Below are 12,340 nucleotides of genomic sequence, written 5' to 3' on the forward strand. Positions count from 1 at the left end.
ACATCATCACCGGCCGGAAACGCGCGGCCACCGCCCACTGGCAGGCCATGTGCCGAGCCCGGCGCGGAGCGGCCAGGAGCGCCACCGGCAGCAACATCACCGCGAGCAGCCGTACGACGACCCGATACCGCCGGCCACGAGGGCGGGCGGGCGTCACCGAGAGAAGAGATCCCGCGGTCGACACCTCGTGATCTGAGTTCCGCTACTCATCCTCGACAGGTGGACCCCCCGGTGGGCCCGCGTGAAGTGAGCAGACCATGCAGCGCCGCGCCGAACGCCCCGGGGTGTGTCCGGTATCCCTCGTGGCCACCCGGCAGGTCGGCCAGGTGCTCGCCGAGCAGGGCCGCGAGCCTGGCCGCGCAACGGCTGGGGAACGTGTCGGTCGCCCGGCCGGTGGCGGGCACGATCGTCGTGGCGCCCGCGCGCAACGCCGCCCAGCCGGCGGCGCCGATCCGGTATTCCCATGTCGCGCGCGCCTCGCCGGTGAGGAAGGCGTTGATGTTCGCGACGGTCCGGCCGCTGGCGGGCTCCCACACCACCTCGTCCTCGTGGTCGCGTGGATCGTGGGAGGGGTCTCCGAAGCCGGCCCGCATGATTTTGAGCGCCGCCGGCCAGCCCGACTCCGCGTGGACCCGGCGGGCGTCGCGGTGCAACCTGTCGTACCTGGCGCGCTCGGACGCGGTGGCGAGCGACCGCAGCGGGGGTTCGTGGGCGACGAGGACACTCACCCGCCGCGGCCGGCGCCACGCGAGTTCCAAGCCGATGACCGCGCCGGTGCTGCACCCGAACACGCTGACGGGGGCCTCGCCGAAGATGTGGTCGGCCAGCGCGGCCGCGTCCTCGGCATGCCGTTCGAGTGACACCGGGCGCCCCGGGTCGTCCACCACGGTGCGGGTCTGGCCCCGCCGGTCGTAGGTCAGAACGGCGTAGGTCTCGGCGAGCCGGGTGGCGAGCAGATCGGCGCAGTGCGCGTCCCCGCCGCCGCTGGGCAGCAGCATGAGGGGCGGGCCGGCACCGCGCACGACGTAGTAGAAGTCCGCGCCGTCGCCCCGAAACGTCCCGATCCGGTCAGCGGCCACCGTCGTCCCCGCCGTGGCTCTGGAACTGCTCCGCCCGCGCGAGATCACCGTTGGTGAGACCGTGCCGTCGGAAGTACATCCGTGGGTTGAAGTACACCGCGATCCGTGCGGGGCCGTGGGGGGAGCGCTGTGCGCTGAGGAACGAGTGCGCGTACATCTCCTTGTCCGCCTCGCCGCCCATGAAGAACCGCGCGCAGCGCTCGTAGGCGTCGCGGCTGCGCGCCGACACGTCGTAGGCGTCGAGGACCTCGCGGATCATCCACTGCGCCTCCGCGTCGGAGCGGCAGCGCGGGGTCAGCCCGAACTGGTGCATCACCGACTCGATCGGACGCGTGCCGCCGGGTACGAGCGAGACGTAGGTGCCGTACGACCAGAAGCGGCGGTGGTTGGAGCGCCATTCGAGCCGGGTCCGCGGCGGTGTCCCCGGTGCCCACGCGGATCGCGCCCAGGCGCGGCTTGCGATCGCGGCCATCGTGGGGCCGTCTCCGAGGTCGGCGCGTGGCCCCAACCGGTCCCAGCGGGCGAGGCGTTCCGCGGTGAGGACACCGCGGTGCTGCACGTACAGCTTCGTCCTGGCTGACGGTCCGGTCGCGAGGTCGAGGCACAGGTAGGACACCGTGTCGTCGTCGTGCATCGCGCCGGCGATCACCTGCCACTGGCCGGGGAAGCCGAGCGCGGACAGTGCCGCGTCGACGCGCGCGGCCGTGTCGGCGGGGTTGGGGCCGCCGTGCCATAGGTGGATCTTGCCGATCGGCGGTCGACGGGGAACCCAGCCCATCGTGTGGAACGCCGCCATGGGCGGGCGGTCGGCCGGTCGGGGTGCCACGAGGTGCTCGATCCGCCGCAGCCTGCTCAGGTCGAGGCCGTGGGTGGCACTCAGGCGTGCGTTCAACCGGCGCGCGCTTTCCCAGTACGACACCGGGTTCGCGGGTTCGGCGTGCGCTTCGACCGAGGCTCGCAGGCCGAGTGGCTCGTCGCCGAGCACGACGGAGAGTTCGAGCGGTGTGCTGTCCGCGGTGAGCGTCGACCACGCCGGCGGGGCGTCGAGCGGGCGATGTCGCCACGTCTCGCCCATGAGCCGGACGTCCGCCGCCACCTGGTCGGCGAGTTGGTCGAGGCCGGTCGCGTGGCACAGCCCTCGCACGGCGGCCTCCGCGTGCTCGCCGCACGTTGCGGTCATGGCGTGAACCTTATCGGCAGGCTGGCGATCCCGTTCACCACGGCCGACACGAGGTGGCGCGGAGGGCCGGCGAGGGCGAAGCGGACGCCGCTGTCGGCGAGTTCGTCGACGAGGGCGGCGAGCAGCGTGCGTGACGCCGCCGCGCCGACGCAGAAGTGGGGACCGAACCCGAACGCGAGGTGCGGGTTGGGCGCGCGGCGGGGATCGAACCGGTAGGGCGACGAGAACACGGACTCGTCCCGGTTCGCCGACGCGATCCAGGCCACCACCCAGTCGCCCGCGCGCAGCCGTACCCCGCCGAGTTCGACGTCCGCGGTGGTCCGACGCACCAACTGCTGCGCGGGGGTGGTCCAGCGTGCCGCTTCGTCGACCAGCCCGGGAATCACCGACCGGTCGTCGACGACCGCCCGCCACAGGTCGGGGGTGCGCGCGAGGTGCAGCAGCAGATGCAGCGCGACGTTCAGCGTGGCGGTGTTGCCGCCGACCAGCGCGCTGTGGACGTTCAGCATGATCCGGCGGCGGGCCAGCGCGGTGCCGTCGACGGAGGTCGCCGACAAGGCGCCGATGAGCGTTTCCGGTCGGGACAGCGACGTGGCCAACGAGGCCCTGATCGACCCGAAGAGCCGTGAACTCGCGCGTAGTACGGTCTCGTCCTCGTCTCCGTCCTGGTAGGACGGGTCGCTCGGCGCGAGGGTGGCGAGGGCGGTCACGACCGTGCTGTCCCAATGTTCCTCGGGTATCCCGAGGAGGGGACCGGCGGCGATCATCGGGAGTTGCCGCAGCGCGGTGGCCAGGTCGTGGACGCCTCCGGCGAGGATCGGGCGTAGCAACCGGCGTACGCGCGCGCGGATCTCTGCCTCGTGCGCCCGGACGGCCCCGGGCCCCACCGCGCGGGCGGACGGCCGGCGCAGCGCCGTGTGTTGGGGTGGGTCCGTGAGCGCCAGCGCCTGGCCGCCGGCCGGGTCGGGTGCGCCGACACAGTGGAGCAGGGCGCCCGATGTGGAGCTGAACACCGCCGTGTCGCGCAGAATCGTGTGGCATTCCGCGTAGCGGAAAAACGACCAGCACTCCGTCCCGTTGGGGGCGACGTCCTTGCGCACCGGCTCGGTCCGCCGCAGCGCGCGCCACGCCGCGTGCGCGCCGCCCCTTGTGGAGTTAGTGGCGTCAAAAGAATCGAAAATGGACATTGTTTGTGGTGTACGTGACCGGCCCAATTCAGCGTCCATGTCGCATCACCGCCCTGTGTCGACGATTACCGTGAGTGGCGGCGCGCTTGACCCTTGCGCACGCCGGCAGAGGCATGGATCATGACAGCACCCCCTCGTCAGGGAAGGCAAGACAATGGACGATATCGAACGGACAATCCACGACTTCGTCGCGGACGTGCTGCTGGAGGGCGAGGACATCTCGTTCGACGAACGTACCCCGCTCCTGAAGCATCGGCTGATCGACTCGCTCAATGTCGAAGAACTCATCGCGTTCGTCGAGAGTGAATATTCGATTACGTTGAGCGACTGGCTGCACTCGAAGTGGGAGACCATCGAGAGCATGGCCGGACTTATCCGCGCGCATTCCCCACGATCCCCGGAGGCCGCTGTGTCCAAGACGGACGTGACACCCGACGCCATCGCCACCGACTACGAAAAGTCAGTAGCTCGTTACTGGAACGAGAAACTGAACGACCCGATCAACCTTTTGCTCGGCGCCGAGGACGGGCTGGTCCACCACCACTACGGCCTCGGGGAGTACGACCCTGCCGTGCTGTCCGGCAGCGGTGCCGACCGCGAAGCCGCCATCATCCGGGAACTGCACCGGCTGGAGTGCGCACAGACCGACGTCGTGCTCGACGCATTCGGCGGCATGGAGCCGGACGGCCGGTTGCTCGACGCCGGGTCGGGCAGGGGCGGTGGCTCGTTCAGCGCGCACCGCAGGTTCGGCTGCTGGGTCGACGGCATCACTCTGTCGCAGTACCAGGTCGACTTCGCCACGAAGCAGGCAGCTCGGCACGGCTGCACGGACAAGGTCGCCTTCCACCTGCAGAACATGACCCGAACGCTGTTCCCGGACGGTCACTTCGACCGCGTCCTCACCAACGAGACCACCATGTACGTGGACCTGGCTGCCGCGTTCGGCGAGTTCGCCCGGCTGCTGCGTCCCGGCGGCCGCTACGTCTGCGTCACCTACTGCGTCAACGACACGATCGCGCCGACGAGCGCGGACTGCGAGGCGGTGGACGCGCACTACGGCACCCGGATGCACTTGCGCAGCGAATACCTCGCGGCGCTGTCCGCCGCCGGGTTCTCGCCCAGTCAGGTCACCGTCCTCAACGCCCAGACGATCCCGTACTGGGAGCTGCGCAGCCACTCCGAGCACCGAACCGGCGTCGAGCGGGCGTTCCTCGACGGATACCGGTCCAACGTGCTGCAGTACGTGCTGATCGCGGCCGACCGCCTGCCGTCCTGACCCCCGGACAGCGGACACGTACACCCCGCCCGAGGACACATGGACTTCGCACCGGACCCCGACCAACGGCTACTCGCGGACAGCATCCACGCACTCGGCGTCGCGCTCAACGCCCCGGACGAGCACGACCGCAGCGGCGGACCGTACTTCAGCCGGCAGAAGTGGCGACGGTGCGGAGAATTCGGCCTGCTCGGGCTCAGCCTCCCCGAACGCTGGGGAGGGCTTGGGCTCGACTCGCTGAGCACGGCCCTCGCGATCGAGGCATTCGCCCGCGGGCACGAGGACATGGGACTGGTGTTCTCAGCCTGCGCCCACCTGTTCGCGTGCGCGATGCCGATCGCGGCGCACGGCACCGACTCCGTACGCGACGAGGTGCTGCCGAAGCTCGGGTCGGGCGAGTGGATCGCGGCCAACGCGATAACCGAGGCCGAGGCGGGGTCCGATGTCTACGCCATGCGCGCCACGGCCGTACGCGACGGCGACCGGTACGTGCTCGACGGCGTGAAGAACTACGTGACCAACGCTCCGCTGGCCGACGTGTTCGTGGTGTACGCGAGCACCGATCCCCGCAGCGGTTACCTGGGCATCAGCGCGTTCGTCGTCCACCGCGACACACCAGGGGTGACGGTCGGCTCGCCGCTGCCGAAGACCGGGCTCGCGTCCTCGCCGCTCGCCCCGGTCTACCTCGACGGTGTGGCGGTACCGGTGGCGAACCGGCTCGGCGGCGAGGGCGAGGGGCGCGACGTCTTCACCGGCTCGATGGAATGGGAACGCACCTGCCTGTTCGCCGCCTACGTCGGTGCCATGGACCGCCAACTCGGCAGGACCGTCGCGTACACCAGCGAGCGCCGCCAGTTCCGCAAACCGCTCGCCAGACACCAGGCCGTCGCACATCGACTCGCCGACATGAAACTACGTCTGGAGAGCGCGCGCCTGCTGCTGTACCGCGCCTGCTGGGCACGCGACCAGGGGACGGCCCGTCCGCTCGACGTGTCGCTCGCGAAGCTGGGCGTCAGCGAGGCCGCCACCCGCAACGCGCTCGACGCCGTACACCTGCACGGCGGTGCGGGCATCGTAGACGGTTCCGGCGTCGAACAGGCGATCGCGGACGCGGTGCCCGCGTCGCTGTTCTCCGGCACCTCCGAGATCCACCGCGACGTCATCGCGGCGGAGCTGCGCCGTGAGACTTGAGGAGCACGTCCTCCGCGCCGCCGCGGCGACACCCGACGCGGTGGCCGTGTGCGGTCCGGACGCATGCCTGACCTATCGCGAGCTGAACGCACGCGCGGACGAGCTCGCCGCCGGACTGCGCACGCTCGGTGTCGATGCCGGCGACCGCGTCGCCCTGTGGTTGCCGAAGTCCGCGTTCGGCGTCGCGGTCACGCAGGCGGTACTTCGGCTGGGCGCGGCCTACGTCCCGTTGGACCCGCGCGCCCCCGCACCGCGGGCGGCGGCCCTGATCAGCGACTGCACACCCGCCGCCGTGGTGACGACGGACGGGAGGGCCACCGACGTCGCCGGGCAGACGGCGCTACCGCCCGCGCTGATCGGCCACGACGATCTCGCCCGGTGGGAGGTCAGGTCGGCGCCACGACCGCCACGGCCGTCGACACGTGACGCCGACCTCGCCTACGTGCTCTACACCTCGGGCTCGACCGGCACACCCAAGGGCGTATGCGTGAGCCATTCCGCGGCAGCGGCGTTCGTCGACTGGGCAGCGGACGAAATCGGCGTCACCGGCGGTGACCACCTCGCCAACCACGCGCCGTTGCAGTTCGACCTCTCGGTGTTCGACCTCTACGCGGCGTTCCGAGCGGGCGCTTCCGTACACCTGATCCCGGAGTCCACCCCGGCGCGGAACCTGGTGCGGTTCATCGACGACCACGCCATCACCGTCTGGTACTCGGTACCGTCCGCGCTGACGATGATGATGGAGTTCGGACGTCTGCTCGACCAGACCCGCCTGCCGCTGCGCGCCGTCGTGTTCGCGGGCGAGACGTTCCCCATCGAGCACCTCAGAGCGCTGCGCGAGCGCTGGCCCTCGTTGGACCTCTACAACTTCTACGGCCCCACCGAGACCAACGTCTGCGCCTTCCACCGCGTCGGGGCGATCCCGGCCGACCGTACCGCCGCGGTGCCGATCGGCACCGCAGCGGCGGGGGACGAGATCTGGGCCGTCCGCCAGGACGGAACGATTGCTGAACCCGGCGAGGAAGGCGAACTGATGGTCGCCGGGCCGACGCTGATGACCGGCTACCTCAACGCCGAGCCGTTGCACGGCCCATACGCCACCGGCGACGTCGTGCGCCGACTCCCCGACGGCGCGTTCGAGTACGTCGGCCGCCGCGACCACATGATGAAGATTCGGGGCTACCGGGTGGAACCGGCCGAGATCGAGGCAGCGCTGCACGCTCACCCGGACGTCGTCGAGGCCGCGGTCGTGGCCACCGGATCCGGTCACCGGGCCCGCCTGCGCGCGTGGGTGCGCACCCGCTCAGGAGACACGCTGCCGCTGGGCGAGGTCAAACCATTCCTCGCGCGGCGGCTGGCCCCGCACCTCATTCCCGACAGCGTCCGCACGGTCGACCGGCTGCCGCGGACGACCAACGGCAAGCTCGACCGCCGTGCGTTGGTCGAGGACCGCACGATTGCAGGAAGGGACGGATCGTGACTGCCGAGACCTACGACGTATGCATCATCGGGGGTGGCCCCGCCGGCTCGACCACCGCGTCGTACCTGGCGAAGGCCGGTCTGCGGTGCATCGTGTTGGAGGGCGACCGGTTTCCCCGCCCCCACGTGGGCGAGTCGCTGGTGCCGAGGGCGACGGTCGCCCTCCAGGAGATCGGCGTGCTGGACAAGATCGACCGAGCCGGATTCGCGCGGAAGTACGGCGCGGCGTGGACGGCCGCGGCGGACGACGCCCCGACGGCCGACGCCGTGGTACGCCACCGCCGCCACTTCACCATCCCGCAGGTCGCCGTCCGGTTCGCCGAACGCCAACAAACCGGGGTATCCCACGAATACACCTACCACGTCGACCGGGCCCGATTCGACACGTTGCTGCTGGAACATGCCGCCGAACTGGGCGCGACCGTGCTCCAGGAGGCCCGGGTCGGGCGGGTGGACCTCGACGGCCCGATCAAGCGCGTGACCTTCCGACGGCATGGCGTGACTTCCGAGGTCCACGCGCCGATGGTGGTCGACGCGAGCGGCCGTGGCACCCTGCTCGGCCGCCAGCTCAAACTCAAGGTCGCCGATCCAGAGTTCAAGCAGTACGCCGTGCACTCCTGGTTCGAGGGTCTCGACCGGGAGGCGGCGAGCGGTACCACCGGCATCGGCGACTACACGATCATCCACTTCCTTCCCTTCGCCGGATCCTGGATGTGGCAGATCCCGATCTCGGACACCGTGACCAGCGTCGGCGTCGTCACGGAGAAGGCCCGCCTGCGCGAGGCGAGCGGTGACCTGGAGAAGTTCTTCGACGCGTGGGTGAGCACCCGGCCGCCGCTGGCACAGGCACTGCGCGCCGCGCGACGACTGCGCCCGTACACCGCGGAGGGCGACTACAGCTACTCGATGCGCGAACTGTCCGGCGACGGATGGGTGCTCGTCGGCGACGCCGCGCGGTTCGTGGACCCGATCTTCTCCAGCGGCGTCGGCATCGCCCTCAGCAGCGCGCGGCTCGCCGCGAGCAACATCATCGCCGCAGCACCACTCGGCTTCGCCAAGTCCGCGTTCGCCGAGTTCGAGCGCAAGTCGCGCAACGCCACCCAGTGGTGGCGCAACTTCATCACTGTCTACTACCGGCTGAACGTGTTGTTCAGCTCCTACATCCGCAACCCCGAGTATCGGCTCGATCTGATCAGGCTCCTCCAGGGCGACTTCTTCGACGACGACGAGGAGCCGCCAGTGCTCGGCAAGATGAGAGAAAAGTTGGCGTTGGTCGAAAGCAACCCGAACCATCCCTGGCACAGCCGCCTCCGGTCGTTGCAACCGCAGTCATGGCGGGACGGCCCCGCGGAGCGCTGACCGACACTGGCCGCTCGGCCGCCACGCTTCCAGCGCCCATCTGAGCTGCCATTCACTGCACAGGTCAGAGGCGATCAGCGAGGCCGCCGCCTCCGGTTCGTGAGCGGACAGGCGAACACCAACAGCGCGTGTGCCGCCAGCACCGTCAGGTAACCAGCCGCCGACCTCAGCAGAGCACCAACGCCACCAGCAGCACCGTGCCAGCGACCTGGTGCTGCGCTGGTGTCCCCACCTCCACTTCGGTGCGGAACACGATGTGCCAGCCGAGCGCGCCCTTGACGAGCCGGCCTTGAACTGGTTCGCGATGTACGACGGCGAAGCGTTCGGGTCGGCCCGGACGAACAGGTGCACGTGGTCGGGCATGACTTCCAGCGCCACGATCGACCAGCCATGCTCGTCACACTTCTGTCCGATCAGGTCCCGCAGACGTTCGGCGACTGGGCCGACGAGCACGGGGCGGCGGTACTTCGGGCACCACACCACGTGGTATCCGAGGCTGTACGCCGCCCCACGGCTCGTCTGGTATTCGGCCACTAACGTAGTATACGCATGGCACGTAGCTAACAGAGCAGCATCAGGGCAGCGATTCACCTGCCGCCTGAAGACGGCAGCCCTCTCGCCTCAAATCGGTAGGTGAAATCCCGAGGCGGGCTGTCCACCCCGACGTACGGCAGCACCAGGAACACCGCCACGATGCCGAGGAGCAGGCATCGCACCACCAGCGACCCGACCGCAAGCCTCGCGGACGGCTCTCCCCGCACGGGAGCCAGCGCGCCGGACACCGTCGGCTGCGAACCGGGCGCAACGGGCGACGGGGCGACGTCACCGGGCCGCGGCCCACCCGTCACACCATCCCGCCACCCTGCACAAGGGAACCTTGCCACGATAATCCGCGCCGGTGAAGAGGTCGCAGCACGAGAAGGGAAGAGAGGAGAATGAAGTCCAACTGTCGAACGGGGGCACGATGACTGATCCAGGCACTCCCAACACCCTCGGCACCTCCACCAGTTTCGGTGAGTCCGCTCTCGACGCCTTCCGCCGCTCCGTCGGGACGCGGGCGCGCAGGTTCCTAATCGCGGTCACCCTGCTGCTGGGACTGCTGGCCGCTGCCGGGCTTGCTTTGGTCGGACCACCCGGTGATCGCACGTTCGCCAACCTTTCCGGGCCGGCACAGAGCCTGATGTCCGTCATCGTGCCGGCCTTCGGCGTCCTGCTCGCCCGCGACCTGAAGCCGGCGTCCCGGTCCACGCGCCTCGCACCTACCCTGCTGGCCGCGGCGCTGCTCGCCGCCGCCGTGGGCCTGTTCGGCCTCCTGGCGTGCGTCGCAGCCCTCACAATGACCACGTCGAGTGCTCAGGACCCCTGGCGGCACGCCGGAACCATCGCGGTGGGTGGTGTTCTGGTCCAAGTGGTGGCCCAACTTGTCGGCACCGGACTCGGCCTGCTGATGCGGCGTCCCACCGTCGCCTTCATCACCACCATCGTCCTGCCGCTCGGCCTGTGGTTCCTACTGGGTGCCGTCGACGTTCTCCGGCCGGCCCAAGCCCTGACCCCGTATTCCACCGTCCGGCACCTGCTCTCCGGCCAGATGAATCCACTGAACTGGGTCCAGTGGCTCGCCGTCCTGCTCATCTGGGGCGTGGGGCTGAACGCCCTTGGCTGGGCGCGGCTCCGACACCGGAACCATGACGGCCGGCCCGCCCCAGCACACGGTGAGCCGAGCCCGTCGCCAAGCCGGTAGCCATCCCGATCTGCCGTCCCCCGCCCCTCCGGGAGCGCGTCGCCGCCGACCCGCGACGTCCAGCGGGCGTGACCTCGGGTGCTCGCCCCCGGCCGCGGCGGGGAGTCAGCGCGTAGTCCAGTTCCGGAAAGTGATCTCGATACCCGTCGAGCAGGCGCCTCGCCACCCCACCGAGTCGACGAGCGGATGCGTGGCCAGGGCGCGCAGCGACCGGTCCCGGCTGCCCGCGCCCCGCCCCCGCCGGCCGCCGCCCGCCGACCCGGGCCGTCGTACGGCGATCCGGAGGAGGTCGCCGCGGTGCTGGCGGACGAGATCGTCGGTCCGCTGCTGACGGCCCGCCCGGCACCGGACGACGACTTCTTCGCCCTCGGCGGCGACTCGTTGGCGGCGGCCGTGGTCGTCGGGCGGGTCCGCGACCGGTTCGGCGTGCCGGTCAGCCTGACCGAGTTCCTCGCCGAGCCCACCCTGGCGCGGCTGGCCGCGCTGGTCGAACTGGCGACCGCTGACAAGGGGATCCGTTGACGCAGTTGGCTTTCCTGATCGCCCCGATGCACGGGCACGTCAACCCGACGCTGCCGGTGGCGCGGGAGTTGGTGGCCCGGGGCCACCGGGTGATCTACTGGCTGACCGCGCAGTTCCGGGACGCGGTGGCCGCCACCGGCGCGGAGTTCCGGGAGATCCGCACGCCGCCGCCGGATCCGCGCCTCCCGGCCGACACCGACCCGCTGGTCACCCTCGCGCTGATCCCGGCCCGGTTGGCCGCCGCCGCGGTCGAGGTCCTGCCCGGGGTGCTCGACGGGGTACGGGAGCTCGGCCCCGACACGGTGGTCGTCTACGACCAGCTGTGCGTGTGGGGGCGGCTGGTGGCCGAGGTCGCCGGCGTGCCGGCGGCGATGCTGTGCACCACGTACGCGTCGAACGAGCACTTCTCCTTCCTCACGGGGCCGCACGGGCGGACGGTGCCACGGATTCCCGCGGCCATGGAGGTGTTCGACGGCGACCTGGGCCGCCTCGCCGCACCGATCCTGTTCGACGTCGACGAGGTGTCGGTGCACGACCCCGGCGGCGACCGGCCCCGGGTCACCTTCACCGACGCCGGCGGAACCGCCCGCACCCTCGTCTGCGACGTCGTCGCCGGCTGCGACGGCTTCCACGGGGTCAGCCGCACCGCGTTTCCGCCCGGCGCCCTGCGGACCTACCGGCGGGAGTACCCGTTCGCCTGGCTGGGCATCCTCGCCCGGACGCCGCCGTCGCACCACGAGCTGATCTACGCGTACTCGGATCGCGGGTTCGCGTTGCACAGCATGCGCTCGCCCGAGATCACCCGGCTGTACCTGCAGGTGCCGGCCGGCGAACGGATCGAGGACTGGCCGGACGACCGGATCTGGGACGAGTTGGCCGTCCGGCTCGCCGTCGACGGGTTCGACCTGCGGTCCGGGCCGGTGTTGGAGAAGGGGCTGACGTCCGTACGCAGCGTGGTGACGGAGCCGATGCGGTACGGCCGGTTGCTGCTCGCCGGCGACGCCGCCCACATCGTGCCGCCCACCGGAGCGAAGGGCATGAACCTCGCCGTCGCCGACGCGCTGGACCTCTCCCGGGCCCTGGTCCCCTTCCTGTCAGGGCGGTCCACGGAACTGCTGGACGGCTACAGCGACCGTCGCCTGCACCGGGTCTGGCGGGCCGAGCACTTCTCCTGGTGGATGACCTCGATGCTGCACCGGTTCCCCGACGACGACCCGTTCGAGCGTCGCCTGCAACTGGCCCAGCTCCGCTACACCGTGTCGTCGGTCGCCGCCGCGACCAGCCTGGCCGAGAACTCTACGTGGGCCTGCCGTACGACCTCTCCTG

Annotated in this window: 10 protein-coding genes and 1 pseudogene; 7 read left to right on the forward strand and 4 right to left on the reverse strand. The window is 70.6% G+C overall.

The genetic code is table 11. The annotated features are described in order from the left end of the window. Positions 1–206: 206 nt before the first annotated feature. The 3 genes from JD77_RS28285 to JD77_RS28295 are packed head-to-tail and all read right to left on the reverse strand — an operon-like array spanning position 207 to position 3,446. Positions 207–1,079, reverse strand: coding sequence for an alpha/beta fold hydrolase (locus tag JD77_RS28285; protein WP_145776923.1), 873 nt, complete (start codon positions 1,077–1,079; stop codon positions 207–209). Beyond that, complete coding sequence (locus JD77_RS28290) at positions 1,069–2,259, reverse strand: hypothetical protein (RefSeq protein ID WP_145776924.1); 1,191 nt, start codon at positions 2,257–2,259, stop codon at positions 1,069–1,071. Before JD77_RS28290 ends, JD77_RS28285 begins: the two co-directional genes overlap by 11 nt. After that, positions 2,256–3,446, reverse strand: coding sequence for a cytochrome P450 (locus JD77_RS28295; protein WP_170286576.1), 1,191 nt, complete (start codon positions 3,444–3,446; stop codon positions 2,256–2,258). The genes JD77_RS28290 and JD77_RS28295 overlap by 4 nt, the downstream gene beginning before the upstream one ends. 154 nt (positions 3,447–3,600) lie before the next feature. On the opposite strand from JD77_RS28295, the gene JD77_RS28300 reads away from it, so the two are divergent. From JD77_RS28300 to JD77_RS28315, 4 genes are read left to right on the forward strand one after another with little or no spacing between them, the layout of a single operon-like run. Beyond that, a complete protein-coding gene (locus JD77_RS28300) occupies positions 3,601–4,722 on the forward strand; it encodes a methyltransferase domain-containing protein (RefSeq protein WP_246141047.1) in 1,122 nt (373 codons plus the stop codon). A 39-nt stretch (positions 4,723–4,761) separates the two neighbouring features. Beyond that, positions 4,762–5,913 carry an acyl-CoA dehydrogenase family protein gene (locus JD77_RS28305; RefSeq protein WP_145776926.1) on the forward strand — a complete coding sequence of 384 codons (1,152 nt, stop codon included), beginning with the start codon at positions 4,762–4,764 and terminating at the stop codon, positions 5,911–5,913. After that, on the forward strand, positions 5,903–7,393 hold the full coding sequence (locus JD77_RS28310; RefSeq protein WP_145776927.1) for an amino acid adenylation domain-containing protein: 1,491 nt from the start codon (positions 5,903–5,905) through the stop codon (positions 7,391–7,393). The genes JD77_RS28305 and JD77_RS28310 overlap by 11 nt, the downstream gene beginning before the upstream one ends. Continuing rightward, positions 7,390–8,751 carry an NAD(P)/FAD-dependent oxidoreductase gene (locus JD77_RS28315; RefSeq protein ID WP_145776928.1) on the forward strand — a complete coding sequence of 454 codons (1,362 nt, stop codon included), beginning with the start codon at positions 7,390–7,392 and terminating at the stop codon, positions 8,749–8,751. The genes JD77_RS28310 and JD77_RS28315 overlap by 4 nt, the downstream gene beginning before the upstream one ends. Here JD77_RS28315 and tnpA read toward each other — a convergent pair. Beyond that, on the reverse strand, positions 8,722–9,342 hold the full coding sequence (gene tnpA, locus JD77_RS35740) for an IS200/IS605 family transposase (protein ID WP_425463578.1): 621 nt from the start codon (positions 9,340–9,342) through the stop codon (positions 8,722–8,724). The two genes, JD77_RS28315 and tnpA, sit on opposite strands and share 30 nt — an antisense overlap. Positions 9,343–9,715: 373 nt before the next feature. Here tnpA and JD77_RS28325 point away from each other — a divergent pair, with 373 nt between their 5' ends. The 3 genes and pseudogenes from JD77_RS28325 to JD77_RS34365 form a co-directional block, all read left to right on the forward strand. Continuing rightward, a complete protein-coding gene (locus tag JD77_RS28325; RefSeq protein WP_145776929.1) occupies positions 9,716–10,492 on the forward strand; it encodes a hypothetical protein in 777 nt (258 codons plus the stop codon). Positions 10,493–10,678: 186 nt separating this feature from the next. Then, positions 10,679–11,014 carry an acyl carrier protein gene (locus JD77_RS28330; RefSeq protein WP_145776930.1) on the forward strand — a complete coding sequence of 112 codons (336 nt, stop codon included), beginning with the start codon at positions 10,679–10,681 and terminating at the stop codon, positions 11,012–11,014. Positions 11,015–11,472: 458 nt separating this feature from the next. Continuing rightward, a pseudogene (locus JD77_RS34365) lies at positions 11,473–12,300 on the forward strand (4-hydroxybenzoate 3-monooxygenase); the annotation flags it as partial. Positions 12,301–12,340: the final 40 nt, after the last annotated feature.

It is taken from the genome of Micromonospora olivasterospora, assembly GCF_007830265.1.
Classification (GTDB): domain Bacteria; phylum Actinomycetota; class Actinomycetes; order Mycobacteriales; family Micromonosporaceae; genus Micromonospora; species Micromonospora olivasterospora.